Source organism: Streptomyces sp. NPDC050619 (assembly GCF_040654815.1).
Lineage (GTDB): Bacteria > Actinomycetota > Actinomycetes > Streptomycetales > Streptomycetaceae > Streptomyces.
Genome location: NZ_JBFAIR010000070.1, coordinates 1 through 26,911 on the forward strand (window position 1 = coordinate 1; position 26,911 = coordinate 26,911).

Annotated in this window: 25 protein-coding genes; 14 read left to right on the top strand and 11 right to left on the bottom strand. The window is 72.7% G+C overall.

The genetic code is table 11. The features are described 5' to 3' along the window. Positions 1-159 precede the first annotated feature (159 nt). From AB0I77_RS51095 to AB0I77_RS51115, 5 genes are read left to right on the top strand one after another with little or no spacing between them, the layout of a single operon-like run. Complete coding sequence (locus tag AB0I77_RS51095; RefSeq protein WP_363289873.1) at positions 160-582, top strand: roadblock/LC7 domain-containing protein; 423 nt, start codon at positions 160-162, stop codon at positions 580-582. Continuing rightward, entirely contained in the window at positions 579-941 is a 363-nt protein-coding gene (locus AB0I77_RS51100; protein WP_363289874.1) for a DUF742 domain-containing protein, read from the top strand. The genes AB0I77_RS51095 and AB0I77_RS51100 overlap by 4 nt, the downstream gene beginning before the upstream one ends. Next, positions 913-1,521, top strand: coding sequence for an ATP/GTP-binding protein (locus AB0I77_RS51105; RefSeq protein WP_363289875.1), 609 nt, complete (start codon positions 913-915; stop codon positions 1,519-1,521). Before AB0I77_RS51100 ends, AB0I77_RS51105 begins: the two co-directional genes overlap by 29 nt. Continuing rightward, complete coding sequence (locus AB0I77_RS51110) at positions 1,518-2,756, top strand: cytochrome P450 (protein ID WP_363289876.1); 1,239 nt, start codon at positions 1,518-1,520, stop codon at positions 2,754-2,756. The genes AB0I77_RS51105 and AB0I77_RS51110 overlap by 4 nt, the downstream gene beginning before the upstream one ends. Continuing rightward, the gene (locus AB0I77_RS51115; RefSeq protein WP_363289877.1) at positions 2,753-3,979 is read left to right on the top strand and encodes a cytochrome P450; all 1,227 of its coding nucleotides are present in this window, start codon (positions 2,753-2,755) and stop codon (positions 3,977-3,979) included. Before AB0I77_RS51110 ends, AB0I77_RS51115 begins: the two co-directional genes overlap by 4 nt. 177 nt (positions 3,980-4,156) lie before the next feature. Here AB0I77_RS51115 and AB0I77_RS51120 read toward each other — a convergent pair whose 3' ends face one another. The 3 genes from AB0I77_RS51120 to AB0I77_RS51130 all read right to left on the bottom strand — a co-directional run bounded on the left by AB0I77_RS51120 (position 4,157) and on the right by AB0I77_RS51130 (position 7,365). Then, the gene (locus AB0I77_RS51120; RefSeq protein ID WP_363289898.1) at positions 4,157-5,629 is read right to left on the bottom strand and encodes a helix-turn-helix domain-containing protein; all 1,473 of its coding nucleotides are present in this window, start codon (positions 5,627-5,629) and stop codon (positions 4,157-4,159) included. Between the two features lie 97 nt (positions 5,630-5,726). Continuing rightward, entirely contained in the window at positions 5,727-6,338 is a 612-nt protein-coding gene (locus tag AB0I77_RS51125) for a GNAT family N-acetyltransferase (protein ID WP_363289878.1), read from the bottom strand. A gap of 31 nt (positions 6,339-6,369) precedes the next feature. Beyond that, on the bottom strand, positions 6,370-7,365 hold the full coding sequence (locus AB0I77_RS51130; protein ID WP_363289879.1) for an aldo/keto reductase: 996 nt from the start codon (positions 7,363-7,365) through the stop codon (positions 6,370-6,372). Between the two features lie 115 nt (positions 7,366-7,480). Between AB0I77_RS51130 and AB0I77_RS51135 the strand changes: the two genes are divergently transcribed. The 4 genes from AB0I77_RS51135 (at position 7,481) to AB0I77_RS51150 (ending at position 11,215) form a co-directional block, all read left to right on the top strand. Continuing rightward, complete coding sequence (locus AB0I77_RS51135; protein ID WP_363289880.1) at positions 7,481-8,383, top strand: LysR substrate-binding domain-containing protein; 903 nt, start codon at positions 7,481-7,483, stop codon at positions 8,381-8,383. Positions 8,384-8,544: 161 nt separating this feature from the next. Further along, positions 8,545-9,165 (top strand): L-threonylcarbamoyladenylate synthase, encoded by a 621-nt coding sequence (locus AB0I77_RS51140; RefSeq protein WP_363289882.1) that lies wholly within the window; start codon positions 8,545-8,547, stop codon positions 9,163-9,165. 147 nt (positions 9,166-9,312) lie between these two features. Next, the gene (locus AB0I77_RS51145) at positions 9,313-10,068 is read left to right on the top strand and encodes a dienelactone hydrolase family protein (RefSeq protein WP_363289883.1); all 756 of its coding nucleotides are present in this window, start codon (positions 9,313-9,315) and stop codon (positions 10,066-10,068) included. 253 nt (positions 10,069-10,321) lie between these two features. Further along, entirely contained in the window at positions 10,322-11,215 is an 894-nt protein-coding gene (locus AB0I77_RS51150; RefSeq protein WP_363289884.1) for an MHYT domain-containing protein, read from the top strand. A gap of 4 nt (positions 11,216-11,219) precedes the next feature. On the opposite strand, the gene AB0I77_RS51155 is transcribed toward AB0I77_RS51150, so the two are convergent. Beyond that, complete coding sequence (locus AB0I77_RS51155; protein ID WP_363289885.1) at positions 11,220-14,084, bottom strand: zinc-dependent metalloprotease; 2,865 nt, start codon at positions 14,082-14,084, stop codon at positions 11,220-11,222. A gap of 113 nt (positions 14,085-14,197) precedes the next feature. On the opposite strand from AB0I77_RS51155, the gene AB0I77_RS51160 reads away from it, so the two are divergent. Together AB0I77_RS51160 and AB0I77_RS51165 are read left to right on the top strand one after the other, a co-directional pair. Next, positions 14,198-15,691 carry a metallophosphoesterase gene (locus AB0I77_RS51160; RefSeq protein ID WP_363289886.1) on the top strand — a complete coding sequence of 498 codons (1,494 nt, stop codon included), beginning with the start codon at positions 14,198-14,200 and terminating at the stop codon, positions 15,689-15,691. A gap of 72 nt (positions 15,692-15,763) precedes the next feature. Further along, positions 15,764-16,792, top strand: a complete 1,029-nt coding sequence (locus AB0I77_RS51165; protein ID WP_363289887.1) for an LLM class flavin-dependent oxidoreductase — start codon at positions 15,764-15,766, stop codon at positions 16,790-16,792. Positions 16,793-16,798: 6 nt separating this feature from the next. Here the strand turns inward: AB0I77_RS51165 and AB0I77_RS51170 are convergent, their stop codons facing one another. Further along, entirely contained in the window at positions 16,799-17,773 is a 975-nt protein-coding gene (locus AB0I77_RS51170; RefSeq protein ID WP_363289888.1) for a TauD/TfdA family dioxygenase, read from the bottom strand. 173 nt (positions 17,774-17,946) lie between these two features. Here AB0I77_RS51170 and AB0I77_RS51175 point away from each other — a divergent pair, with 173 nt between their 5' ends. From AB0I77_RS51175 to ligD, 3 genes are read left to right on the top strand one after another with little or no spacing between them, the layout of a single operon-like run. Then, positions 17,947-18,777: an aldo/keto reductase gene (locus AB0I77_RS51175; RefSeq protein WP_363289889.1), complete on the top strand. Its 831-nt coding sequence runs from the start codon at positions 17,947-17,949 to the stop codon at positions 18,775-18,777. 60 nt (positions 18,778-18,837) lie between these two features. After that, positions 18,838-19,452: a DNA polymerase ligase N-terminal domain-containing protein gene (locus AB0I77_RS51180; RefSeq protein ID WP_363289890.1), complete on the top strand. Its 615-nt coding sequence runs from the start codon at positions 18,838-18,840 to the stop codon at positions 19,450-19,452. A 5-nt stretch (positions 19,453-19,457) separates the two neighbouring features. Continuing rightward, positions 19,458-20,474, top strand: a complete 1,017-nt coding sequence (ligD, locus tag AB0I77_RS51185) for a non-homologous end-joining DNA ligase (protein ID WP_363289891.1) — start codon at positions 19,458-19,460, stop codon at positions 20,472-20,474. 27 nt (positions 20,475-20,501) lie between these two features. Here the strand turns inward: ligD and AB0I77_RS51190 are convergent, their stop codons facing one another. From AB0I77_RS51190 to AB0I77_RS51215, 6 genes are all read right to left on the bottom strand, one after another. Next, positions 20,502-22,847 (bottom strand): SpoIIE family protein phosphatase, encoded by a 2,346-nt coding sequence (locus AB0I77_RS51190; protein WP_363289892.1) that lies wholly within the window; start codon positions 22,845-22,847, stop codon positions 20,502-20,504. Positions 22,848-22,935: 88 nt separating this feature from the next. Continuing rightward, the gene (locus tag AB0I77_RS51195) at positions 22,936-23,403 is read right to left on the bottom strand and encodes a peroxiredoxin (RefSeq protein WP_363289893.1); all 468 of its coding nucleotides are present in this window, start codon (positions 23,401-23,403) and stop codon (positions 22,936-22,938) included. Next, entirely contained in the window at positions 23,400-23,780 is a 381-nt protein-coding gene (locus AB0I77_RS51200) for a MauE/DoxX family redox-associated membrane protein (RefSeq protein WP_363289894.1), read from the bottom strand. Before AB0I77_RS51200 ends, AB0I77_RS51195 begins: the two co-directional genes overlap by 4 nt. Before the next feature lie 101 nt (positions 23,781-23,881). Next, positions 23,882-25,168, bottom strand: a complete 1,287-nt coding sequence (locus tag AB0I77_RS51205; protein WP_363289895.1) for a GDSL-type esterase/lipase family protein — start codon at positions 25,166-25,168, stop codon at positions 23,882-23,884. Positions 25,169-25,243: 75 nt separating this feature from the next. Next, positions 25,244-26,353, bottom strand: coding sequence for a CaiB/BaiF CoA-transferase family protein (locus AB0I77_RS51210; RefSeq protein ID WP_363289896.1), 1,110 nt, complete (start codon positions 26,351-26,353; stop codon positions 25,244-25,246). Continuing rightward, positions 26,346-26,911: AMP-binding protein (locus AB0I77_RS51215; protein WP_363289897.1), on the bottom strand; the 566-nt coding region annotated here is incomplete at its 5' end. The genes AB0I77_RS51215 and AB0I77_RS51210, both read right to left, overlap by 8 nt.

Consider the following 26,911-nt stretch of genomic DNA (forward strand, 5'->3'; position numbering starts at 1 on the left):
GGAGGAGGCGGCGGCCGCGCTCGGCGCGCTCCAGTCCGGCACCGCCGCGGCCCGCGGGGACACCGGCGCCGCCGACACAGCCGTACCGAAAGCAACCGCCGTACCGGAAACAACCGCGCACGACACCGATCACAGCGACTACGAAGGGGGAGCGGCTCGATGACCAGCCGCGATGCGGGCGACACGGCCTGGGCGCTGGAACCGATCCTGCAGGTGCCGCACGTCGTGGCCGCCGTTCTGCTGACCCGGGACGGGCTGGTGACGGGGTACACGGACGCCCTGTCGCAGCCCTCGGCCGAGCGGGTGGCCGCCATCACCAGCACCGTGCAGGGCGCGTGCCGCACCGCCGCGGCCGCGTTCGCGGACGCCGACCGGGCCGAGGTGCGACAGATCGTCATCGAGTCGGACCACGGCTACGTCCTGATCGTGCCGACGGACCACGGCACCTGTGTGGCCGCGTACGGGGACGGCGAGGTGCGTCTGGACCTGCTCGCGCACCGGGTGCACTCGCAGGTGGCGCGGCTGGGCGAGAAGGCGATGGCCGCCGCGCCCAGAGGGGCCGACGGCGGCGCTCCGGCATGACCGGCCGCCGGGCCGGCCGACCCCTCGTTCCCGCGTACCTGTCGACCGGCGGCGTGGCCCGGCCCGGCCGGCACCGGCTGGAGCGGCTGTCGGTGCTCACCGGCAGCGGCAGGTCCGCGCCCGCCGAGTTGCCGGCCGCCGAACTCGCCCTGCTTGACGTCCTGGACGGCGGTTCGCTGACGGTGGTGGAGGCGGCGGCCCTGCTGCGGCTGCCGGTCTCCGCGGTGCGCGTCCTGGCCGCCGACCTCATCGACCGTGACCTGGTGCTCGCGCGTGCGCCGATCCCGCCCGCCGAACGCTTCGACCCCGACCTGCTGAAGAGAGTGGCCGATGGCCTCCGCGCCCTCAAGCACAGCTAGCGCCGTCCACCTGCCCGACACCGCCCGCGACCTGGTGAAGATCCTGGTGGCGGGGCCCTTCGGGGTGGGCAAGACGACGCTGATCGACTCGGTGTCCGAGATCCGGCCGCTGCACACCGAGGAGCGGCTGAGCGAGGCGTCCGCGCGGGTGGACGACCTCGACGGGGTGCGGGACAAGGCGACGACGACCGTCGCCATCGACTTCGGGCGGATCAGCCTGACGGGCGGGATCGTGCTGTACCTGTTCGGCACGCCCGGCCAGGAACGCTTCCGGTCGCTGTGGGAGGACATCGCGTACGGGGCGCTGGGGGCGCTCGTCCTGGTCGACAGCCGCCGGATCGAGGCGTCGTTCGACGTGCTCGGGCTGGTGGAGGAGAGCGGGCTGCCGTACGCGGTCGCCTTCAACGCGTTCCCCGACGCGCCGAGCCACTACACCGAGGACCAGCTGCGCGCCGCCCTGGACCTGGAGCCGGGCACGCCGCTGGTGACGTGCGACGCCCGGGACACGAACTCGTCCGTCGACGCGCTGCTCGCCCTGGTCCAGCGTCTGATCGACCACCACCCTCCGGAGTACCGGTGACCACTCATCCCCCTGCCCAGCAGGACTTCTCCCGCTCGGCTCCCGTGCGGCTGTGGGAGGACGGCTTCGCGCGCGATCCGTACCGCTACTACGCCGACCTGCGCGCCCAGGGCCCGGTCGGCTGGGCCGAGCTGGCGCCGGGTGTTCCCGCGCATGTCGTCACGGACCGGCGGGCCGCGCTGGATCTGGTGCGGGACACGGACACGTTCTCGCACGACCCCCGGCCGTGGGAATCGACGGTCGCCGCCAACTCGCCGGTGCTCGGCATGATGCGCTGGCGGCCCAACTCCCTGTTCTCGGACGGCGCCGCCCACATCCGCTACCGCACCTCGCTGATCGACACCTTCGAGCGGGTCGAGCCGCACGACCTGCGGGCGCGGGTGCACCGGGCGGTGCGGGTGCTGGTGAGCCGGATCGGGCCGCGGGGCGAGGCGGATCTGGTGGGCGAGTTCGCGCGGCCGTTGATGGCGCTGGTGTTCAACAGCCTCTTCGGGCTGCCGGACAGCCAGAGCGACCGGCTGAACGCGGCGCTGGGAAAGCTGATCGAGGGCGGCGATCAGGCCATCCAGGGCGAGGCGGAGTTCGGCGGATACGTGCTGGAGCTGATCGCCGCCAAGGCGGAGCGGCGCGGTGACGACCTGCCGAGCTGGCTCCTCGATCATCCGGCCGGGCTGACCCCGGAGGAGGTCACCTGGCAGGTGTTCCTCACGCTCGGCGCGGGCCACGAGCCGACCGCGAACCTGGTGTCCAACGCCCTCTCGCGCATCCTCGGCACCCCCGACTACTACTCCACTCTCACCAGCGGGGCCCGGCCCGTGATGGACGCCGTGGTCGAGGTGCTGCACCACGAGACGCCGCTGGCGAACTACGGCATCCACTACGCGCGCCGGCCCGTGACCTTCCACGGCGCGTGGATCAGGGCGGCGGTGCCGGTCGTGATCTCGTACGGGGCGCTCGCGCACGCCGCTGAGCAGGAGGCCGTCCGCGGCCGCCATCCCCAGGACGCCTCGCATCTGTCCTGGTCGGCGGGCCCGCACGCCTGCCCGGTCAAGCAGCACACGCTGCTCATCGCCACGGAGGCGATCGAGCGGCTCACCCAGTGGCTGCCCGATCTCGAACCCGTGCTGTCGCGCGAGCGCCTGAGCTGGCGGCCCGGCCCGTTCCACCGTTCGCTGACGTCCCTGCCCGTCCGGTTCAGCCCCCGCTCCCCCGACCAGCCAGGAGATCCGTCGTGACCGTCACCGACCGCATCGCGCTCGACCCGTTCGGCGCCGACATCCCCGGCGAGAGTGCCCGGCTGCGCGCCCTGGGCCCGCTCGTGCCCGTGGACCTGCCCGGCGGCATCCCCGCCTGGGCGCCCACCGACTACGACACCCTCAAGAGCCTCATCCTCGACCCGCGGGTCAGCAAGGACCCCCGCCTGCACTGGAAGCTGTGGCCGGAGATCGGCGACCATCCGTCGTGGGGCTGGGTGCTGGGCTGGGTGGGCGTGGTCAACATGCTCTCCACGTACGGCACCGACCACGCGCGGCTGCGCAAGCTGGTGGCGCCCAGTTTCACGCACCGGCGCACCGAGGCGATCCGGCCGCGGGTGGAGGCGACCACCACGGAACTGCTCGACGCCCTGGCGGCGGCCGGCACCGGCGTGGTGGACCTCCGGGCCGAGCTCGCCCATCCGCTGCCCATGCTGATCATCTGCGACCTGTTCGGCGTTCCGGAGGAGTTGCGGGCGGACACCGGCCGGCTGGTCGCGGCCATCATGGACACCTCCGACCCGAGCCCGGAGCACGCCGCGTTCGTGCAGCGGCAGATCGGCACGGTGCTGCCCGCGCTCATCGCCCACCGCACCGAGCATCCCGGCGACGACCTCACCACGGAACTGATCCGGGTCCGGGACGAGGACGGCGACCGGCTCAGCGACGAGGAGTTGCTGTACACGCTGCTGCTGGTCATCGGCGCCGGGTTCGAGACCACCGTCAATCTCATCGGCAACGCGGTCGTCGCCCTGCTGACGCACCCCGAGCAGCTGGCGGCCGTGCGGTCGGGGGAGATCGGCTGGGAGGCCGTCGTCGACGAGACGCTGCGGGTGCACCCCTCCCTCGCCTCGCTGCCGCTGCGGTTCGCCGTCAGCGACCTCACCGTCGGCGACGTCACCGTCCCGGCCGGCGACGCGATCATCACGACGTATGCCGCCGCGGGCCTGGATCCCGCGCACTACGGTCCGGACGCGGACTCCTTCGACGCGGCGCGCGGCGCCGACGACCACCTGGCGTTCGGGATCGGTGTGCACCGGTGCATCGGCGCGCCGCTCGCCCGCGCGGAGGCGCTGACCGCGCTGCCCGCGCTCTTCGACCGCTTCCCCGGCCTGCGGCTGGCCGTCGACGAGGGCGAGTTGCGGCAGGTGCCGTCCTTCATCGCGTTCGGCTGGCGGGAGATTCCGGTGCGCCTGGGCGGGTGAGCGGAAGAGGGTCGGGAGCCCGACCGGTCCCCCGTTCCGGTCGTGCCCCCGCGCGTAGAACTTACGTGCCATGCCGATCTGTTGTGAAGCGCTTCGATGCCCGCTGCGCCGCCCGGAGGGCTCACCTGTGCACAGGTGAGTCCGATTGGTCCCGTTTCTTCCGAACTCTGTTTCGCCCTACCCCTGTTTCGTCCGGGCGAGGACGGGTGGTTCGAGGTCGCCCACAGCGAGGTGGGCGAGGACGACTTCGTAGAGGTCGCTGCCGGCGGTGAGGAGCCGGCGTTCGAGGACGGGTTCCGCGCTGCGGACGTGTTCGCGCACGGTCTGGGCGTGCATGCCGAGGGTGTGTGCGGCTCGTTCGGCGTTGCCGCCGGCGGCGATCCAGGTGCGCAGCGTCCGGCGCAGGTCCCGGGGGTCGGTGTCCAGCCGCCCCAGGAGGTCGTGCGCCCAGACCCGCACGGCGGTCTGGGCCAGCAGGTCGGCGAGCCGAACACGGGCGCGCTGCGCATCGGCGCCCTCGACGGGCGGTTCGGGGAGGCCGACCTGGATGTTCAGCGCCAGATGGGCGACGGCGCGGACGGTCAGGTCGGAGAACTCCGCGCGCAGCAGGCGCTCCACGCGTTCCATCCGGGCGCGCACGGTGTTGCGGCTCACGCCGAGGACCTTCGCCGCGCTGACGGCGGTGAACTCCAGGCCCAGCCGGGTGGTGGCGAGGAGTTCGGCGCGGGTGTGGGGCGGCAGCGTGTCCAGCGGCCGCAGCACCCGGCCCGTCCAGTCACGGAGCGCGGCCGGGTCCATCAGGCGTTCGGGATGGGTGCGTTCGGCGTACACGGCCGCCTTGTCCGGCCGGAAGCGTGCGACGGCGAGGGCGCTGACGGCCTGCCCGTAGGCGATGGCGGTCCGGGCGAGGCTCTGCCGGAAGCTGCCGCCGAGGAACGTCCCCGGGTTCCGGTCGAGCAGCGACCGCAGAGCCTGGCCCGCGGCTTCACCAGGGGTGACGACGATCACGTGCTCCTCGCGGGCGGGGCAGCGCACGACCAGGGCCTGCTCGTGCGTCGCGTCCAGACACTCCTCGGCGAGCCGGTCGCGTTCCTCGGCGTCGCCTTCGAGGACGTAGACGCAGGCCGTGTCCGTTTCGAGCAGGCCCGGCCAGAGGCCGGCGGCGACGCGGCGCGCCGACATGGTGTCCTCCACCATCAGCAACTGGAGGATCGCCAGGCGCAGATCGGACGCCGCTGACCGCAGGCGGTTTCCCGCCTCGGTTGCCTCCTGTGCGCGCAGCAGCAGTTCGACGACCTGGGCGGTGCGGGTCACGATCTCGGAGGCGCGCCGGTCGAATGGGGCCGGGCGCGACACGGCGAGCACGCCGGCCGACAACGGGTGCGGGCGCTCCACCATCACCAGGCGTAAATGGTGTCCCTGTCCTTCCCAGGCGGCGGACGCGATGCGGCCCGCGACGATGTCCGCGACGAGTTCCTCGTCCAGCGTCATGCGGGTGCCGGCCAGGAGGGCGCCGGTGTCGTCCTGTAGGGAGGCCGTGCCCCGCACGGTGTCCGCGAGCCAGGCGACGACCCGGCGGACGTCACGTCCGGTCGGCCGCAGATGGTCGAGCAGTTCCTGCGCCCAGGACGCCTCCGGGGTGTCCTTCACCTCCGCCGCCTCCGCATGACGGAACCCGTCCTCCCGGCCAGTCACGTCGGCCTTCTGCTCGCGCCCGGCTCGTTCCAGGGCGTATCGGTCGGGGACGTTACCTCACCCCTGCCCGCGGGTCGCCGGGCTCGGGCGGCTCATCTGCGTCGCGCACCCGGACGTGCCGGTGAGCGTCGAGCGGGAACGCGGGCGGCGCCGCGGGCAGGAGCGAGGTGAAGCCGTAGCCGCACTTGTGCGCGACTCGGCAGGAGGCGGTGTTGTCCACCTGGTGCAGGAGGTCGAGGTGCGTCAACTCGTGGTCGGCGAAAGCGGTGAAGGCCCAGTCCGTCAGCGTCTCGAGCGCCCGGGGAGCCACGCCCCGGCCGCGCGCGTGGGCGGCGGTCCAGTAACCGACCTCGGCCGACGCGGCGTCGGAAGCGCCGCGTTTGAGGACCACATGGCCCACCAGCTCCCCGTCGGCCCGCTGATCACCGGGTTCGACGACCGCGAACGCGTACTGGTCCGCGGTCTCCCACAGCCGCCGCTGCTCCCGCACCCAGCGCATGGCGCTCACCTCGTCCCGCGGACCCGCGACCGTCCACCTGCGCAGGGCGTCGTCCTGGTACGCGGCGACCAGCCCGGCGACGTCCGCGGCCCGCCACGGCCGCAGGAGGAGCGCGGGAGCCGTCCTGGTGGCGGGCGCCGTCAGTCGTACGGCGGTGATGTCCATGGGCGGAGCGTACGCGCCGGCCTCGTTCGGCTCAGCCGAGCAGCGAGCCGGTGCCCTCGGGAGTGAGATCGGCGAGCACCTCGTCGATGCGGGCGAGGCTGTCGGCGTGCAGGTCGACGCGGGCGGCGGAGAGGTTCTCCGCGATGTGGGCCGGGGTGCGGCTGCCGGGGATCGGCACCACGTGGTCGTCCTGGTGCAGCAGCCAGGCGAGCGCCAACTGGCTCGGGGTCAGACCGAGATCGGCCGCGATGCCCCGCAGCGGCGCGTAGCGGTCGTTGTTGGCCTTGAGGTTGGCCTCGTCGAAGCGGGAGATGTTCCGGCGGAAGTCGTCCGCGGCGAGGTTCTCCACCTTGCCGGCCAGGAACCCGCTGCCCAGAGGGCTCCAGGCCACGATTCCGACGCCCAGTTCGCGGGCGGCGGCGTGCAGTTCGGTGTCGACGGGCTGCCACATCGACCACTGGGTCTGCACCGCGGCGACCGGGTGGACCGCGTGGGCCCGGCGCAGCTGGCCGGCCGTGACGTTCGACAGTCCCAGATGGCGCACCAGCCCGTCCTGGACGAGGTCCGCGACCGCGCCGACCGTGTCCTCCAGCGGGACCTCGGGGTCGGGGAAATGCGGGTAGTACAGGTCGATCACGTCGGTGCCGAGATTGCGCAGCGACTGCTCGGCGTAGCCGCGCACATAGCGGGGCTCGGCGTTCACGGCGAGCTCGCCGAAGGCGTACGACACCGGGAAGCGGTGGCTCGCGGCGCCCTCGGGGATGCGGAAGCCGAACTTGGTGGCGACGACGGCCCCGTCCCGGCGGCCCTTGAGAGCCTCGCCGACGAGGCGTTCGTTGTGTCCGTCCGCGCCGTAGCCGTCGGAGGTGTCGATGAGGGTGGCGCCCTCGTCGAGTGCGGCGTGCAGCGCGGACACCGCGCGGCTGTCGTCGATCTCTCCGTACATGCCGGGTGACAGCACCATCGCGCCGAAGCCGATCGCCGAGGTGGCGAGGTCGCCGAGGAAGCGGTTGGGCAGGGGGGACATGGTCACTCCGTGGTCGTCTCGGTGGTCGTCCGGTCTCTGGGTACCCCCAGCCTCACCGGGGGTACCTGCGCCCGTCCAAGACTTTTCGCTATAACCCTTGGTTATGGACGTTCATGTGCGGGACCTTCGGTACTTCACGGTGCTCGCGGAGCACCTGCACTTCACGGCCGCCGCCGAGAAGCTGTACATCTCGCAGCCCGCCCTCTCGAAGCAGATCCGGGCGCTGGAGCGGCAGTTGGGCTTCCCCCTGTTGGAGCGCCGACCCCGTGAGGTCGTGCTGACGCCCCAGGGTCAGGCCCTGCTGCCCAAGGCCCGCGAGCTGGTGGCGGCCTGGCAGGAGGCATGGCGGGAAGCACGGGCCGCCGGGCCGGCCTTCTCCCTCACCGTCGGCATGCAGACGGCCGTCGGCCGGGACCTGCAACGGGAGGCTCTGGCCCGATTCCGGGACCGGGGCTGGCGCATCTCCCTGCGGCTGGTCAGCTGGGAGGACCCCACGGCCGGGCTGGGCGACGGCGGTTCGGACGTGGCGTTCCTCTGGCTGCCCCTGCCGGCCCCCGGTCTCGTCTCCCGCACGCTGGTCCGCGAACCCCGGTACGTCGCCCTGCCCGCCGACCACCGGCTGGCGGCCCGGACCGAGGTGGACTTCGCCGAGCTCGCCGACGAAGCCTTCGTGGCGCTCCCCCGCGCGGCCGGGCCGGTGCGGGACTTCTGGCTGGCCACCGACGCACGCGAGGGCCGCGAGCCCCGGATCGGGACCGAGGTCACCTCGCCCGCCGACACGTTCGAAGCCGTCGCCTCGGGGCTGGGCGTGGTCCTGCTCGCGGAGGGCAACGCCGGCCTCTACCCGCGCCCGGACGTGGTCCACCGCCCGGTGCGCGACCTGGCTCCCGCCGAACTGGCCCTGGTCTGGCGCGCGAACGACACCCGACCCGAAGTGGCCGAGTTCGTGGCCGCCTTCACCCCGCTGCCTCCTGCGGAATCGGATTCGGGGGGCCCGAAGGCCTGGGCCGGCACCTGATCCGCCGTCCGGAGAAGCGTCGGAGGAGCGCCGGGGGGTGCCGAAGAAGCTCCGAAGAAGTGCCGGAGAAGTGCCGGAGAAGTGCCGGAGAAGCGGGCGCCCCGCCCCGTCCGCAGCCGGGCCTGCGCGCTCGTGGTCCGTGCACGGCATAAGCTCGGCGAATGGCGAAGTACTTCGACGTGCACCCCGACAACCCCCAGCCGCGCACCATCACCCAGGTCGCCGAGAGTATCCGCTCGGGTGCGCTCATCGCGTACCCGACGGACTCCTGCTACGCCCTGGGCTGCCGGCTGGGCAGCCGTGACGGCATCGACCGGATCCGGACGATCCGCCGCCTGGACGAGCGGCACCACTTCACCCTCGTCTGCCAGGACTTCGCGCAGCTCGGCCAGTTCGTACGGGTCGACAAGGACGTGTTCCGGGCGATCAAGGCGTCGACGCCGGGCAGCTACACCTTCATCCTGCCCGCGACGAAGGAGGTGCCGCGCATGCTCCAGCACCCGAAGAAGAAGACGGTCGGCGTGCGCATCCCCGATCACGTCGTCACCCATGCCCTGCTCACCGAACTCGGCGAGCCGCTGCTGTCCAGCACGCTGCTCCTGCCCGACGAGGAGGAGCCGATGACGCAGGGCTGGGAGATCAAGGACCGGCTGGATCACGTGCTGGACGCGGTGGTCGACTCCGGGGACTGCGGCACCGAGCCGACGACGGTCATCGACTTCTCCAGCGGCGAGGCCGAGATCGTACGGAAGGGCGCGGGCGACACCGCACGGTTCGAGTAAAGAGCGAGCAAGGGGCGGGTCAACCGGGCGGGGGTGGGCGCGGCGCCCGTGATGGCCGCCTGCCACCATGATCCCGGTCCTGCCCCTGCCCCTCAGCGGCCAGGCCTTCCCCCGACCCCCGCCCCCGCGCAGAGAGGCAGCCCCGACATGAGCTCCATACAGGGAACCGCTGTCGACATCCCCACCGAGGACGGCACCGCCGACGCCTACCTGGCCCACCCCGCGGACGGGAGCGCGCGGCCCGCGGTCCTGCTCTACATGGACGCCTTCGGGCTGCGCCCGCAGCTGAGGTCCATGGCGGACCGGCTGGCCGGGGCCGGCTACGCGGTCCTGGTGCCCAATGTGTTCTACCGGCACGGGCGGGCGCCCGTGGTCGAGTTGCCGGAGTTCATCGATCCGGGGGCGCGTCCGGAGATCTTCGAGCGGATCGGCCCGATCATGCGGGAGCTGACGCCGGAGATGGCCATGCGGGACGCCCGCGCCTATCTGCGCCGGCTGGCCGACTCGCCGGTGGTCGCCGACGGCCCGGTCGCCGTCACCGGCTACTGCATGGGCGCGCGGCTCGCCCTGCTCACCGCCGGGACCTACCCGGAGCGGGTCGCGGCCGCCGCAGGCTTCCACGGCGGGCGCCTGGCGACCGACGCCCCGGACAGTCCCCACCTGGTGGCCGGCGACGTCACCGCCGAGCTGTACTTCGGCCACGCCGACGAGGACCCGTCGCTGCCCGTCGAGCAGATCGAGCGCCTGGAGGAGGCGCTCACCTCGGCCGGCGTCCGCCACACCTGCGAGGTCTACTCCGGCGCGCACCACGGTTTCACGCAGTCGGACGCCGCCGCGTACGACCGTGCGGGCGACGAACGGCACTGGGCTGCCCTGCTCGACCTCCTGCGCCGCACCTTCTGAGCGCGCCGCACCTTTCGAGGCGCGGCCTTCCGGCCAGGCGGTGTCGCGTGCCGACACGTGTCACTCGTCCGGGGAGCGTGCCACACCAGGCACGCCGAAAACGGCGTCTGGCTGGAACTCATCGCTTCGTGACCGAAGCCAACCCCTGGTAATCGAGACTTCATTGCGTACCCCCGGTAAGCCCTTGCTTTGCGCGACCCATTGCCCGTAGACCTTGCCCCCGAAACACTTTGACTCCGGGGGGAGTTGGCGTATGGAAGGCACGGTTGACGGGTTTCGCTACGGGGCGGTGACGCCTGTGGCGGCCTATCTCATGGCGTGCTTAGGAGGAGCCCTGGGGTTACGTTGCATCGTCCGGACCCTGCTGGACACGCAGGCGCGGAAGGCCGGCTGGCTGGCGCTGGGCGCCGCCTCGATCGGCAGCGGCATCTGGACGATGCACTTCATCGCGATGATCGGGTTTCAGGTCGAGGAGACCCGGATCCGGTACGACGCGAGCTTGACGGTGCTCAGCCTCGTCGTGGCGATCCTCGTGGTCGGCATCGGCGTGTTCACGGTCGGCTATCGCGGGGCCAGCAGCGCCACGCTGGCCGTCGCGGGCGTCATCACCGGTCTCGGTATCGCCGCCATGCACTACCTGGGCATGGCGGCGATACATCTGAACGGCGACTTCGACTACGACCCGCTGGTCGTCACGCTCTCCGTGCTGATCGCGATCGTCGCCGCCACCGCGGCCCTGTGGGCGGCCGTCACGATCCAGGGCTTCCTGATGAGCCTCGGGGCCAGTCTGATCATGGGCGTGGCCGTGTCGGGGATGCACTACACGGGGATGGCCGCCGTCAGCGTCCATGTGCACGACGCCGGCGGCGGGACCTGGGCGGGCGACTCGCCCACCTCGCTGCTGCTGCCCATGTTGCTGGGGCCGGTCATCTTCCTCGTGGTGGCGGGGGTGGTGGTGATGTTCGACCCGCTCCTGGTCCTGGGCGACGGCGACTGGAGCCGGGGTGCGCCGCCCCGGCGGGCCGACTCGACGGCCCCTGCCGAACCGCCCGCGCGGGAGCCGGGCGCACTGTTCGAGGCCGCGTCCGTCTCCGCGCGGGGTGCGCAGGAGCCGCGCTGGACGTCTTCGCGCGAGCGCGGGCGGTGAGCGATCAGTTCGGTGCGCCGGGCGGCACCCGGGGCAGCGGGTCCAGGCGTACCGAGCCCGGATCGGTCAGGAAGCCGCTGATCAGGTCGGCCGCTTCGCGCCGCCGGTCGTCGTCGGCCGCCCGCAGTTCCGTCGCGAGGCGCCGCAGGGCGCCTCGCAGGTGGGCTCGGACCTGGGCACGTGGGGTGTCGTCGTCCAGGACGGTGAGCAGGTGGTTCAGGAGCGTCCAGTCGGCCGTGTGCTGGACCGCTTCCCCGCCCGGCAGGTCCCCGGGCACCGGATCGGCGCGCCGCCAGGTCACCGCCAGCAGCGCGTCGACCACGTCGGTGACGCCGGGCATGGCCGGATCGACGGCGTGCTGCCAGGCCAGCCGGGTCAGGCGGGCGGGCTCCAGCAGTTGTTCGGTGACCAGCGCGACGGCGGCCCGGACGGCCTCGAACGGGTCGAAGACCCGGCCGGCGCCGGTGTCGAGGTACTGGTCGGTGCGCGCGTAACGGATGGCGGGCGGCGTGAGTGCGTCCAACACGGCACCGGGCAAGGCGAGTTGCTCGGCCCGCAGCAGACCGGCCAACTGGGCGAGGGCCTTACGCTGGGCACCGGCCCCGACGAGCACCGTGCCGGGTTCGCCGGGCTGGGTATGGCCGACCTGGACGGGAACCGCGCCCGACTGCGCGCGACCCGCGCCGGGCCCGACGCGAGACGGCCCCCCGCCGGACCCGCCAGGAACCACGCCCGGCTCGACACCAGACAGACCCCCACCGGACCCGCCAGGAACCACGCCCGGCTCGACACCAGACAGACCCCCACCGGACCCGCCAGGAACCACACCCGGCTCGACACCAGACAGACCCCCACCGGACCCGCCAGGAACCACGCCCGGCTCGACACCAGACGCCGCGCCGGAACTCGCGAGAGGCGGGCCGCCTTCCCCGGCGGCCTCCCTGCCTGGCTCCACAGGAGACTCCCCGGCCGCCTCCCAGCCGACCTCCACACCAGACTCCCCGCCCGCCTCCCTGCCAAGCTCCACACCAGACTCCCCGCCGGCGTCCCTACCAGGCCCCACACGAGACTCCCCGCCCAGACGCCCGGCGGAAGCCATGCCACCTCGCCCTGCTGGAGCCACGGCGCCTCCACCGGACCCGGCGGCAGGAGACCCGTCGTCAGGCGCGTCGGCGAAGGGACCCTGGCCCAGCGGCAGCGCACCCCCGCCGGGCTCGCCCGTCAGCTCGTACGCGTAGCGGACTCCGCCGATGAGGCGGGCGAGTGCCGCCACCTCGTGTCGGTGCAGGAGGTGCAGCAAGGCGGCCCGTTCCTCCAGTTCGCCGGTCTGCCGGCCGGGCGGCAGCACTGAGCGTGAGAAGCCGTTGAGGGCGATGCGCCGGACCCGCAGCATCGTCTCCAGCGCGGCCGGCGCGTCACCGCCCGTCACCCACGGGACGCCGTCGGCGTGGGCGGCGCCCGGACCGGTCGCGTCCTCGTCGGTCACGTGGAGCAGGCCGGCGTCGACCGCCTGTCGGCGCAGTGCGGCGAGCGCCGTCTCCTCGTCCGCTTCGGCGAAGTCGCCGTAGGCGTGGGCGACGACGAAGTGGTCCCAGGGGCCGAGTCCGGTGCCGTACGCGGCACGGAGGTCGAGGGTGCCGTCCTCGGTGACGCCGATGCGGGCGTGCGGGTAGTCCATGACGGACGGCTTCGGGTGCCGGGTACTGGCGAAGTTGTGCATGAAGCCGAGCGCGTGGCCGATCTCGTGCGCGGCCAGCTGCCGCAGCCGGGCGAGCACCAACTCCTCGACGGCGGCGAGCCGTTCGGCCTCGTCCGGGCGGCCGTACGGCGCGAGAAGGGCTTCGCCGAGCGCGCGGACCTGCTCGACGCGCTGTGAGCCGAGGCGGACCCGGGCGTGCAGGATCTCGCCGGTGCGCGGGTCGGTCAGGCCCTGCCCGAGAGACCAGCCGCGGCCCGCCCGGTGCACCCACACCACGCCGTTGACATCCGGGTCGTACGGGTCGAAGCCCTCCGCCGCGGCCTCGACGCGGTAGGCGTCGGGCAGGCCGATCCGGGCGAACGCCTCCCGCCACCAGTTGCCGCCCTCGACGACCGCCGAACGGAAGGGTTCCGGTACGGCAGGGTCGACCTGGAAGACGATCGGAGCGGCGCCCGGCCCGACGCGGAACCGGGGCTGCACCTTGACCTGGGTGTCCCGTACGCCGACCCGGCCGTGGTCGGCGTAGCCGACGCCGTAGCCGCCCGAGCCCGGGTGGAAGCGGCGCGCGGGCATGGGGGACGCGGGCAGCCGGATCAGGTTCAGCTGCTGGACGACGGTGAGGGCCCGTGGGTCGGCGGCGACCGCGCGGACCGCCGCCCCGCGGCCGGGGCCGCGGAAGGTGAGGAGCGCAGGGAGCCGGACCGCGGCGGGGCCGGTGCGGCTGTCCGCGAGGAGTGGCAGGCTCGCCTGCTCGTCGATCGCGTAGTCCCCCTGCCCGTGTTCGTGCAGGTGCTCGGCGACCCGGTCGTGATCGGCCAGCACCAGCCCGGTGGCGTCCACGACCACCACGCCGTCCTCCTCACGCAGCACCGGGGCGCTCCACACCACGGACAGCGCGAAGGACTCCTGCCCCGCCCGTACGGCGGCCGGGTCGCCGGTGGTCAGGAAGTGCTTGTTCCGTACGGCGAACAGGACCCGGTTGCCGACCCGGCGGAACTCGGCGAGCCGGGCCTTGCCCGCCCTGCCCCGGTCCAGCCACAGTTCGCTCGACCCCAGGCCCTGGGAGAGGGAGACGGTGAGGAGGAACGGCTCGTCGAAGTGACGGATGCCCAACAGCAGCCGGTCACCGGCGAGTTCGGGGTCGGTGCGCAGATCGAGGAAGTCGGGCATGCGGGGCCTTTCGGGAGACGCGGTGCCGGGAGTGATCGTGTCAGGCAGGGCAGGACGGGATCCCGGGTACTCCCCCCTCTGGCCCGCTCATGGATCGTTGTTACGGTGCAGCGGTGTCCGACTCCTCACGCGATACCGCCGAAGGCGCCGGCTGGGGCACCGCTGAACGCGGCGCGTACCAGCGGCTGATGCCGTCCAAGGTCGAGAAGCTGTCCTGGCTCGACCCGAAGACGCTGTGGGCCGCCCGCAACGGTATGGTCGCGACCTGGTTCGGGGACCCCACGGGCCGTACGCGCAGCCGATGGGTGGCGCAGCGTGCGGCCGCCGGCGCACCCGCCGACAAGGTGATCCGGCGCGACGATCCGGACCGCTTCTCGTTCATGGTCATCGGCGACCCGGGTGAGGGCGACGACCCCCAATACGCCGTCGTACCAGGCTTTCTGAAGATCGGCCAGGACACGCGGTTCGCCGTCGTCGCCAGTGACGTGATCTACCCGGTGGGCAGTGCGGACGATTACGGCACGAAGTTCTTCCGCCCGTACCAGGACTACCGGGCGCCGATCTACGCGATACCCGGCAACCACGACTGGTACGAGGATCTCGGCGCCTTCATGCGCGTCTTCTGCGACGACGCCCCGCCGCTCGCGCCGGAGCCCGCGCCCCGCCCCCTCACCAAGGCCGGGCTGCGGTCCCTGCTGTGGCACCGGCCGCGCCCGCACGACGGCCAACACCTCGCCGCAGCCCGCGAGTTGCGTGCGTCGCAGGCCCAACAGGCCGTCCAGCCGGGCCCGTACTGGGCCGTCGACTGCGGACCGGTGCGGATCATAGGCATCGACACGGGTCTGCTGGGCACGATCGACGCCGAGCAGGGCGCCTGGCTGCGCGAGGTCTCCCAGGGGCCGCGCCCGAAGATACTCATCACGGGCTCGCCCCTGTACGTGGACGGCGAGCACCATCCCTGCGCGATCGAGGGCGGCGGCACCGTCGACGACATCGTCCGCGACCCGGACCACCACTACGTCGCCGCCATAGGCGGCGACATCCACAACTACCAGCGCTACCCCGTGCAGGTGGACGGCCGCACGCTCCAGTACGTCGTCTCGGGCGGCGGCGGGGCGTTCATGCACGCCACCCACACCATCCCCCACATCTCCCTCGCCGACGTCACCGAGAAGGACTTCCGCTGCTACCCGCTGCGCGGCGACTCCCTCGCCTTCTACAGCAGGCTCTACGGCCGCCGGCTGCGCCTGCGCCGCTTCTTCACCCTCACCGAGGCCGAGGCGACGGCCGTCATCGCCGAACGGCTCGGCATCCCGCCGACCCGCACCCCGGGCGGGCCCGCCCCGGTCACCCTGCGCACCCGCCTGGTCGCCAGTCTCCTGGGCGCCGGAGGCCGCACCTCGCGGCTCCGCCTCCCCGTGCGCAAGATCTACACGCAGCTGTTCTCGCCGAGTTCGGCGACGTACAGCCCGCCCTTCTTCAAGTGCTTCCTGCGCCTGGACGTCACCCCGGAGGCGATCCGGCTGCGCTGCTACGCCGCCACCGGCAACCGCGCCCAGGAGATCGACCCGCCGGTCGAGGACGAGGTCACCATCCCGCTGACCTGAGCGCGGCCGTACGGCCACCGCCTGCGACAATCCAGACCCGATCGCTGTACGACACGACCGCTGGAGGGGCCCGTGCCGCCGACCTCACGCCCGTTGCGCAAACTGGGCTTCCTGACCATCGGACTGTTCGACGAGGCCGATCCGCGCCGGGGTCACGAGGCCACGCTGGAGATCATCGAGCTGGGCGAGCGGCTGGGCTTCGACAGCGCGTGGCTGCGCCACCGCCACTTGCAGTACGGCATCTCGTCCCCCGTCGCGGTCCTGGCGGCGGCCTCGCAGCGCACCCGCAGTATCGAACTCGGCACCGCGGTCATCCCGCTGGGCTGGGAGAACCCACTGCGGCTGGCCGAGGACCTGGCGACCGTCGACCTGCTGTCCGGCGGTCGTCTCAACCCCGGGGTCAGCGTGGGCCCGCCGATGCACTACGACCAGGTCAAGGATGCCCTGTACCCGGACACCGCCGACGCCGAGGACTTCAGTTACGAGCGGGTGCGGCGGCTGCTGGACTTCGTGCGCGGCAAGCCGGCGACCGACTTCAGCGGGGTCGAGGGCTTTGAAGTGTTCTCGGACCGGGTGCAGCCGCACTCCGCCGGGCTGGGCCGGCGCCTCTGGTACGGCGGCGGCAGCCTGGGCTCGGCGAAGTGGGCCGGCGAGCACGGTATGAACTTCCTGGTCAGCAGCGTCGTCAAGGCGGAAGGGGCCGAGGGGGCACCGGACTTCGCCGAGATCCAGCTCTCCCACATCCGCGCCTTCCGCGCCGCCCACCCCGACGGCGAGGCCGCCCGCGTCTCCCAGGGCCTCGTCGTCGTCCCCACCGACTCCGCCTCGCCCGAGCAGCGCGCCAGGTACGAGGAGTACGCGGCGAAGCGCGCCCCTCGTACCGCCACGCCGCAGGGTCCGGCCCGGCTGATGTTCGCGCCCGACATCGTGGGCACGTCGGACGAGATCGCCGAACGGCTGCACGCGCACGCCGCGTTCCGCGAGGTCGACGAGGTCGCGTTCGCGCTGCCGTTCACCTTCGAGCACGAGGACTACGTGCAGATCCTCACCGACATGGCGACGAAGCTCGGTCCGGCGCTGGGGTGGCGCCCCGGCGCCTGAGCGGGGTCACCAGCGTCCGGGTGCGGTCCCGGTGACCGGCTCCGACGGCTTGCCGTCCACGCCGACCGGGACATCACCGGCGAGCATCACCCGGTGCATGGTCCGGGGAGCGTCGAGGTGGGCGTTGTCGCTGGGCGCCAGGTGGATGGTGGCCCGGTTGTCCCAGAAGGCCACGCTGCCCGGCTCCCAGCGGAAGCGGACCGTGTACTCGGGCCGGGTCGCCTGATCGAGAAGCATGTCCAGGATCGCGGCGCTCTCGGCCCGGGAGAGGCCGGCGATCTGCTCGACGTAGTAGCCGTTGACGTACAGGATCCGCTCCCCCGTCTCCGGGTGGACCCGCACCAGCGGGTGCAGCGAGGCGACCTGGTGGTCCAGCAGATGCCGTACGTACGCGTCGTCGCCCGGTCGCGGCTGGTAGCCGACGCCCAGCCGGTGTTCGGCGCGCAGTCCGTCCACGAACTCCCGTAGCGGGCCGGACAGTCCGGCGTACGCCGCCGCCAGGTTGGACCAGGTGGTGTCGCCGCCGTACGGCGGGACGCTCTCGGCGCGCAGGATCGTCGCGGCCGGCGGGTCGACGCGGGCGCCGTGGTCGCAGTGCCAGCCGCGCAGCAGGGTGTGCCGCCGGCGGTGCAGCCACTCCTCGTGCTCCATGTCGAACCTGCCGCCCAGCTCCAGCCGGTCGGCGGTCGTCTCGATCTCCGGGACGTCCCGCGGCGAGGCGCTCCCGCGGCGCCGCAGGACGACCGGTTCGCCGAAGCGGCGCGCGAACGCCACGTGGCCGGCGTGGTCGAGCCGCTGCGCGCGGAAGAACACCACCTTCCAGCGCAGTACCGCCGCCCGGATCGCGCCGACCACGGTGTCGTCGAGGTCGCCGGCCAGGTCGACGCCGGTGATCTCGGCTCCGATGTGTCCGGCGACGGGCCGCACCTCGATTCCCGCGGGCTCGTCCGAGCGGTCCGCAGTGGTCCTGTCCGTGGTCATGCGCGCTCCGATGGTTGGTCGTCCTTCGCACCGGCCCGGTTCGAACCGGTCCCCTGAAGATCGTGACAGCGTCGGCCGGGCGTGGCGACAGCGCCTGCCGGCCCGCCCGGTTGATCACCGCACACCGCATCCGTGAGGCTGGGTCTACGACACAGTCAAGGGAAGGTCCGGAAGTGATCAGCATCCCGACGCACACGCTCAACGACGGCACGACGATCCCCGCCCTCGGTCTCGGCACCTGGCCGATGGACGACACGCAGGCCGAGCGGGCGGTGCTCGGCGCCCTGGAGACGGGTTACCGCCTGATCGACACGGCGACGAACTACCGCAACGAGACCGGCGTCGGCCGTGGCGTGGCCGGCGGTGGCGTGCCCCGCGAGGAGCTCGTGGTGACGACCAAGCTGCCCGGCCGGCACCACGGCTACGAAGAGACCCTCGCCTCCTTCGAGGAGTCCCGCGCCCGCCTCGGCCTGGACTACGTGGACCTCTACCTGATCCACTGGCCGCTCCCCCGCGTCGGCAAGTACGTCGACTCCTGGAAGGCCATGATCAAGCTGCGCGAGGACGGCCTCGTACGGTCGATCGGCGTCTCCAACTTCACCGTCGAGCACATCGAGCGGCTGGAGAAGGAGACCGGGGTCCTGCCCTCCGTCAACCAGATCGAGCTGCACCCCTTCTTCCCGCAGGACGAGCTGCGCGCCTTCCACACCGGCAAGGGCATCCTCACCGAGAGCTGGAGCCCGCTGGGCCGCGGCACACCGCTGCTGGACGACCTCGTCGTCGCCGGCATCGCCGAGGCGCACGGGGTGACACCCGGGCAGGTCGTCCTGCGCTGGCACATCCAGCTCGGCGCGCTCCCCATCCCGAAGTCGGCGGACCCTCAGCGGCAGCGCCAGAACCTCGACGTCTTCGGCTTCGAACTGGATCCCGCTCAGATGACGGCGCTCGCCGACCGCGCCCACCGGCGCGTCGGCGGGGATCCGGAGGTGCACGAGGAGTTCTGAGGCCGCGCGGGCGGGGTACCCGTGGTCGGCGGAACACGGACGTCCGGAAAGGAGTCCCAGGTGGGTGAGCGGAACCGGCTGCGGGACTACCGCGGCAAGCGCGACTTCCACCGGACCGGTGAGCCCGAGGGAGGTCCGCCCTCCTCGGGCGAGGAACCCCGGTTCGTGGTGCAGATCCATGACGCCAGCACCCTGCACTTCGACTTCCGGCTCCAGGTGGACGACGTACTGAAGTCCTGGTCGATCCCCAAGGGGCCCTCCGACGATCCGCAGGACAAGCGGCTCGCCATGCCCACGGAGGACCATCCGATGGAGTACGAGGAGTTCGAGGGCGTGATCCCGAAGGGCGACTACGGCGGGGGCACCGTGATCGTCTGGGACCACGGCACCTATGAGCCGCTGAGCCATGACCGCAAGGGCCGGGCGGTGGACTTCGCCGAGTCGCTCACGCACGGGCACGCCACGTTCCGGCTGCACGGGTCGAAGCTGCACGGCGAGTACGCCCTCACCCGCTTCCGCGGCGGCGAGGACACCGATGGTGAGGAGGCCTGGCTGCTGGTGAGGGCGGCGAAGGGCCGGGCCCCCGGGCACGGCACCCCGGATCCGCGACGGGCGCGTTCGGCACGGACCGGCCGTACCCTCGCCCAGGTCACCGCCGACGGCCCTCGGGAGTGAGCGCGGTGGCCGAGCTCCTGGACACGGTGCCCGCCGGGCAGCGGGGGCTGCTGCGGAAGGCGCCCGCGGGGGCGGAGCTCGCCGCGCGGCCGATGCTCGCGACGCTGAGCGACCGGCGGGAGTTCGCCGAGGAGTGGGTCTTCGAGCGCAAGCTGGACGGCGTCCGGGTGCTGGCGGTGCGCGAGGGCGAGCGGGCCGCGCTGCTGTCCCGGACGGGCCGGCACCTGAACGACACGTACCCGGAGATCGTGGACGTGCTGGCGGCCCAGCCGTGCGCGGACTTCGCCGTCGACGGGGAGATCGTCGCGTTCTCGCACGGCCGCACCGACTTCGCCCGCCTCCAGCAGCGCATGGGGCTGACCCGGCCGCGCGACATCGAGGCGAGCGGTGTCGCCGTGACGTACTACGTCTTCGACCTGCTGCGGCTGGAGGGGCAGGACACCACCCGGCTGCCGCTGCGGACCCGCAAGTCCCTGCTGCGGCGCGCGCTCGCCTATCGCGCCCCGCTGCGGATGACTCCCCATCGCAACACGGGCGGTGCCGAGTTGCTGGCCGCGTCCTGTGCCCGGGGCTGGGAGGGGCTGATCGCGAAGCGGGCCGACAGTCCTTACCAGCCGCGGCGGTCCACGGACTGGCTCAAGCTCAAGTGCTCCCAGGGGCAGGAGTTCGTCGTCGGCGGGTTCACCGAGCCGGCCGGCAGCCGCGAGGGGCTCGGCGCGCTGCTCCTCGGCCACCACGACAGCGGCGGCGGGCTGCGGTACGCGGGCAAGGTCGGCACCGGGTTCGATCGTCGTACGCTCCTGGAGCTGCGCGAACGCCTCGACCGGCTGCGCGTCTCCGCCTCGCCGTTCGACAAAGCGGTGCGCGCGGCGGGCGCGCGGTGGGTGCGGCCGGAGCTGGTCGCGCAGATCGACTTCACCGAGTGGACCCGGGACGGCATGCTGCGTCATCCGCGGTTCCTGGGGCTGCGGGACGACAAGAAGCCGGGCGAGGTGGTCCGGGAGCGGGCGGCCGTCGCCTGAAGCGGCTGCACCTGCCGGGCCGGGTGATCAGAACGGTGTCAGTGACTGCTCGGCCCAGATCGTCTTGCCGCTGCCGGTCTGCCGGCTGCCCCAGCGCTGGGTGAGCTGGGCGACGAGGAGCAGGCCGCGGCCTCCCTCGTCGAAGGCGTGGGCGCGGCGCAGGTGCGGTGAGGTGGAACTGGCGTCGGAGACCTCGCAGATGAGGGTGCGATCGCGGATCAGCCGGAGCTGGATGGGCGGTTCGCCGTAGCGGATCGCGTTGGTGACCAGTTCGCTGACGACGAGTTCGGTGACGAAGGAGACCTCGTCCAGTCCCCACGCGGTCAGTTGCTCGGTGGCGGCCTGCCGGGTGGCGGCCACGTGGGCGGGGTCCGGATCCACGTCCCAGGTGGCCACCTGGTCCGCGCCCAGCGCCCGGGTGCGGGCCAGCAGCAGGGCCACGTCGTCGCTGGGCTCCTCGGGCAGGACGGCCTTCAGCACGGTGTCGCACAGGGCGTCGAGCGTGCCGGTGCGCGCGGTCAGCGCCCGGCACAGTTCGTCGATGGCGTGATCGATGTCGCGGTCGCGGTCCTCGATGAGTCCGTCCGTGTACAGGGCGACGACGGCGCCCTCGGGCAGCTCCACCTCGGTCGCCTCGAAGGGCAGTCCGCCGACGCCGAGCGGGGGCCCCGCGCTCAGGGGGACGAGCTGTGCGGTGCCGTCGGGCAGGACGACGGCGGGCGGCGGGTGTCCGGCGGCGGCCAGGGTGAGGCGGCGGGAGACGGGGTCGTAGACGGCGTAGAGGCAGGTCGCGCCGAGCTCGGCGGCGTCCTCGTCGGAGTCGTCCGAGGCCAGATGGGTCACCAGGTCGTCGAGGTGGGTGAGGAGCTCGTCCGGCGGCAGGTCGACGTCGGCGAGGGTGCGGACGGCCGTGCACAGACGACCCATGGTCGCCGACGACGGGATGCCGTGGCCGACGACGTCCCCGACGACGAGGGCGACCCGGCTGCCGGAGAGCGGGATCACGTCGAACCAGTCGCCGCCCATGCCGGCCAGCGATCCGGAAGGCAGATAGCGGTGGGCCACCTCGACCGCCGCCTGACCGGGCAGGCCCCGGGGCAGCAGGCTGTGCTGGAGGGCCAGGGCGGTGGTGCGTTCGCGGGCGAAGCGGCGGGCGTTGTCGATGCAGACGGCGGCGCGGCTGGCGAGCTCCTCGCCCAGGACGGCGTCGTCGGCGCCGTAGTCGTCCGGGTTGGCGATGCGGATGGCCACCACGACGCCCAGCGTGGTGCCGCGGGCTCGCAGCGGTACCGCGAGCAACGAGTGGACGCCCCTGCGGTGGGGGCGTCCCGCGGGGGCCCGCGCGTTGCGCTCGCCGACCCAGCGCATGAAGTCCGGCTCGCCCGCCTGGCTCAGGACCGCCCGCCCCTTCCGCAGTGCTCGCGCGGCCGGCGAGTACGCGGGATAGACGTCCGTCTCGCCCAGGTTGACGGCCGCCTCCGGGGTGCCCTCGGTGCCGGAGCCGTGGGCGACGCGGCGCAGGACGACATCGCCGTCCAGGGCCGTCAGCGGTTCGTCCGCCCCGAGGACCCACTCCAGGAGATCCACGCTGACGAAGTCGGCGTACCGCGGCACGAGGAGTTCCACCAGTTCCTCGGCGGTGCGCACCACGTCCAGGGTGGTGCCGATGGCGGCCGCCGCCTCGTTCAGCAGGGCCAGCCGCTGCCGGGCCCAGTACTGCTCGGTGCTGTCGAACGCCGCCAGGGCGGTCCCGGTCACCTCCCCGGAGGCGTCCCGTACCGGCCACATCTCGATGCTCCAGGCGTGTTCCCTGTTGAGGGAGGGTGCGCCCGTGAAGCTCTCGTAGCGGACCGGCATGCCCGTCTCGGCGACCTGGCGGAGATTGCTCAGGAATCCACGGCTGTGCTCGGCGTCCTCCACGGTGTCGGGGAAGGACCGGCCGAGCAGGGCCTCCTCCGACACGCCCATGACCCGGCAGGCCACGTCGTTGAGGCGCACATAGCGCTGCTCGGGGTCGAAGACCGACATCGACATGGAGGCCTGCTGGAAGGCCTGACCGGCGAGGGTAAGTTCAGGCCCGGGCCCGCCGGGCTGCTCGGCGGTGATCACGAAGCCGTCCGGGTGGGCGTCCGCGCCGATGACCGGGAACGCTCTCAGGGCGAGGGTGAGGGGGGAACCGTCCCGGTGGCGCAGCACGACGGTGCCCGTCAGCGCCGCCACGGACCGGTCCGGCGGGTCGTCGGCGAGCAGCTCCCGGGCCGCCCGCCCCACGACCGCCTCGGCCGGGTATCCCGTCAGCCGCCGGGCATCTTCGCTCCACCCCGTCACGATGCCCTGGGCATCGGTGGTCGCCACAGCGGAGACGTGCTCCATGTGGTCCAGGATGGGCCCTTTGTCATACCGCATCAAGTGCGGTGCGCCGCCCGGGACCGTGCGTCACTGCCGGGCGTCGCAGCGGGCGTCACTTCCGGTGAGCTTGCAGGGCGGCCAGGGCGCGGTCGGCGTGCGTGTTCATCCGCAGTTCGCTGTGGACGACGTCCAGGACCGTGCGGTCCTCGGCTATGACGAAGGTGACCCGCTTGGTGGGCGCCAGGGAGAAGCCCCGCTTGACGCCGAGCCGCTCCCGGACCGTCCCGTCGGCGTCGGAAAGCAGGGGCATGCCAAGCGTGTGGCGTCCGGCGAACTCCTGCTGGCGTTCGACCGCGTCGCCGCTGATGCCCACGGGCCGGGCGCCGACGGCGGCGAACTCGGCGGCCAGATCGCGGAAGTGGCACGCCTCCGCGGTGCAGCCCGGGGTCAGGGCGGCGGGGTAGAAGAACAGCACGACGGGGCCTTCGGCGAGCAGCCCCGAGAGGCTGCGGGGTGTGCCGGTCTCGTCCGGCAGCGTGAAGTCCTCGATCGTGTCACCGATCCGCACACGCTCGCTCATGACCGGCCCTCCCCGCCCTTGGCGACGCCGCGCGCCCACAGGACGAGGGGCAGCTGCAAGGGCAGCCGCCCGAGGGAAGCGGCCTTCAGCGGGGCGGGACGGCCGCGCCAGTCCAGGGCCATCTGCACATTGGCGGGGAACACCCCGACGAAGAACGCGGCCGTGGCCAGCGCGGCGGCCCGCCGGGTGCGCGGCAGTGCCACACCCGCGGCCAGCGCCAGTTCGGCGGCTCCGCTCGCGTACGTCCAGGCCCTGGCCGCGCCCGGCAGAACGCGCGGAACGATCGCGTCGAACTGGCGTGGAGCGGCGAAGTGGGCGACACCCGAGGTGGCCAACAAGCCTGCGAGCAGCAGGGGCGAGCGTTCGGACCGGGACACGGTTCCTCCTCTGACGACCTGCCGCGCGATCTTACTTGACGGTTGAAGTAAGGGGCTCGGGGGGCCCGAAGGCGGCCTGACGGCTGTCCCGTAACCGCCTGTCACGAGCTGAGCATCGGCAGCGAGACGTAGTCGGCGAGTGCCTGCTGGCCCGCGATGTTGGCGTGGACCCCGTCGCCGGTGTCGTAGGCCGGGTTGATGCTGTTGGGCTCCAGCGGGTCCTTGAGCACCTGGTCGAAGTCGGTCACGCCGTCGCAGGTTCCGGCGCAGTTGTTCCACTTCTTGACATAGGTGCCGACGGCGTGGCGGTCGAGGTTGTTCTGGTCGGTGTATCCGGGGCGCGGGGTGATGGGCGTGACGTAGACCTTGATCCCGGCGGCGTGCAGGCGTTGGAAGACCTCGCGGTAACTGCGCAGGATCTGGGCGGCGTCACAGCCGTAGGCCAGGTCGTTGGTGCCGTAGTAGTAGAGGACGCCCGTGACGCCGTGCAGGGCGAGCACGTCGCGGTCCAGGCGGGTCGCCGCGTCCAGGCCGTCGGCGGAGGCGGGGCTGCTGGGGCAGGCGGCGGCGCTCGTGGTGCCGGCGATGCCCGCGTTCGCGACCGCGAGCTGCCGATCGCGCGGGAGTTCGGTGGTGATGCGCCGGGCCAGGTCGTCCGGCCATCGGCGGTTGGTTCCCGTCTCGGTGCAGCCCGGCCCGCAGTCGGTGCTGCCGTTCCCGTCGACGACCGAACTGCCGAAGGCGACGGTCGTGCCCTTCAGCGCGGGATTGCGTACGTCGACGGCGCTGACCAGGTAGGTGGAGTCGACCGTCTCCGTGTATGCGGCGCCGCTCACGTCGGGGGTGTGGTCGCCCGAGCCGGCCGGGGTGAGGTAGTTGGTGCGGAGGGCGTAGGTGTGCCGGCCGGGGGTGACCGTGCCGGGGACGGACAGGGAGACCGCGATGTCGTCCTGGGGGCGGGTCGCCAGCGCGGCGGCGTCGCTCCACACCTCACCGCCGGGCGGGACGACGACCGTGGGGCGGCCGTCGAAGGTGACGGCGCGGGTGGCGCCGTCGATCGCCGCGTTCCCCGTGCTGAGGCCCACGGTGGCGGCGTCGACGGTGAGCGGGGTCGTCCCGAAGGTGTTCTGGATCCGGATCCGCAGCGCGTCGCCGCCCTGGCTGAGGTGGGTGATCATGCGGACGGTCCGGTCCCGCAGGGGTGCCGGGGCGAGGCTCTGCTGGGACTGCGCCCAGGAGGTGAACCACCCACGGGTGGCGGGTCGGTCGGCGGGCTGGTCGGCGGGCGCGGGCGCCGCGGCGGCGGAGCCCGCGAGCCCGGACGCCGCGAGGGTGAGGGCCAGGGCTGAGGCGGCGCGTCGCCGGGTGGGGGTGCGGAATGCGAGCATGCGGGTGCCTTCGTTTCCGACGAGTTTCCGGCAGATTTCCGGAGCCAGACAGACGATGTCCATGCCAACTCGTCGTCAAACGCCGACCCGGGCCGACGACCACTCGGCGACGACGGCCCGCGCGTCGGGTTCGACGACAGGTGCGCTCGGCGGAGCGGGCCGGCTGCGGGAGAAGCGGGGTGCCGACGCGGGCTGGACGACCCCGTCGAGCTCGACGAACGCCTCTCGTCGCGCGGCGTGCGGGTGCGTCGCCGCCTCGTCGAAGGTCAGTACCGGGCTCACGCACGCGTCGGTGCCGGCGAACAGCGCGGCCCACTCGTCCCTGGTCCGGGTCGCGAAGACGGCGGCGAAGGTCTCGCGCAGCTCGGGCCAGCCGCTGTGATCGCGCTGGGCGGGCAGGTTCTCGGGGCGCAGGCCAAGCCCGGTCAGCAGCTGCGCGTAGAACTGGGGCTCGATCGCGCCGACCGCCACGTGGCGGCCGTCGGCGCAGACGTAGGTGTCGTAGAACGGTGCTCCGCCGTCGAGCACGTTCGTACCGCGCTCGTCCGACCACCTGCCCTGGCCACGCATCGACCAGATCATCTGGCTCAGCAGGCCCGCCCCGTCCACCATCGCGGCGTCGACGACCTGCCCCGCACCCGAGTGGGACCGTTCATGCAGTGCGGCGAGCACACCGACCACCAGCAGCATCGAGCCGCCGCCGAAGTCACCGACCAGGTTCAGGGGCGGCACCGGCCGCTCCCCCGCCCTGCCGATGGCGTGCAGCGCACCGGTCAGCGCGATGTAGTTGATGTCGTGTCCCGCGCGCGGCGCCAACGGGCCGGTCTGCCCCCAGCCGGTGACGCGTGCGTAGATCAGCCGTGGATTGCGCCGCCGGCAGGCGTCCGGCCCGAGCCCGAGCCGCTCGGTGACGCCGGGCCGGAAACCCTCGATGAGGACGTCGGCGTGCTCGGCGAGATCCAGCACGCAGTCCGCGCCGCCCGGTGCGCGCAGGTCGATCCGGACGCGGCGACGGCCGCGCAGCGTCGCGTCACCGTCCTCGGGCGAGCCGGGCCGCTCGACGCGGACCACCTCGGCACCGAGGTCGGCGAGCTGCATCGCGGCGTGCGGGCCCGGGCCGATGCCGGCGAGCTCGATCACCCGCAGCCCGCGCAGCGGCCCGTCCTGGGATACCCGGTCAGACAAGGTGGCCTCCCACGCTCAGTGATCGCGCACGGTCCCGGAGCTGGTTCTTGCGCACCTTCCCGCTCGGGTTGCGCGGCAAGGTGTCCACGATGGTCACCCGGCGCGGGCATTTGTACGCGGCGAGCCGTTCCCGGCACCAGCGCGTGATGTCCTCACCGGTGGGCGGCTCGGCGGGGTCGGCGGGCACCACGACCGCCATCGGCGTCTCGCCCCACTTCTCGTCCGGCACGCCCACGACGGCGACTTCGGCCACCTGGGGATGGGCCGCGAGCACGTCCTCCACCTCGACGCAGTAGACATTCTCGCCACCGGAGATGATCATGTCCTTGAGCCGGTCGACGACGTAGAGATAGCCGTCCTCGTCCTGCCGCACGAGGTCGCCGGAGTGGAACCAGCCTCCGGTGAACGCCGTTTCGGTCTCGGCGGGCCTGTTCCAGTACTCCGTCATCACCGAGGGACCGCGGTAGACGATCTCGCCGACCTCGCCCGGTGGGACGTCTTCACCTTTCGCGTCGACGACGCGGACCTCCGTGTTGAGCAACGGAGTCCCCACCGATC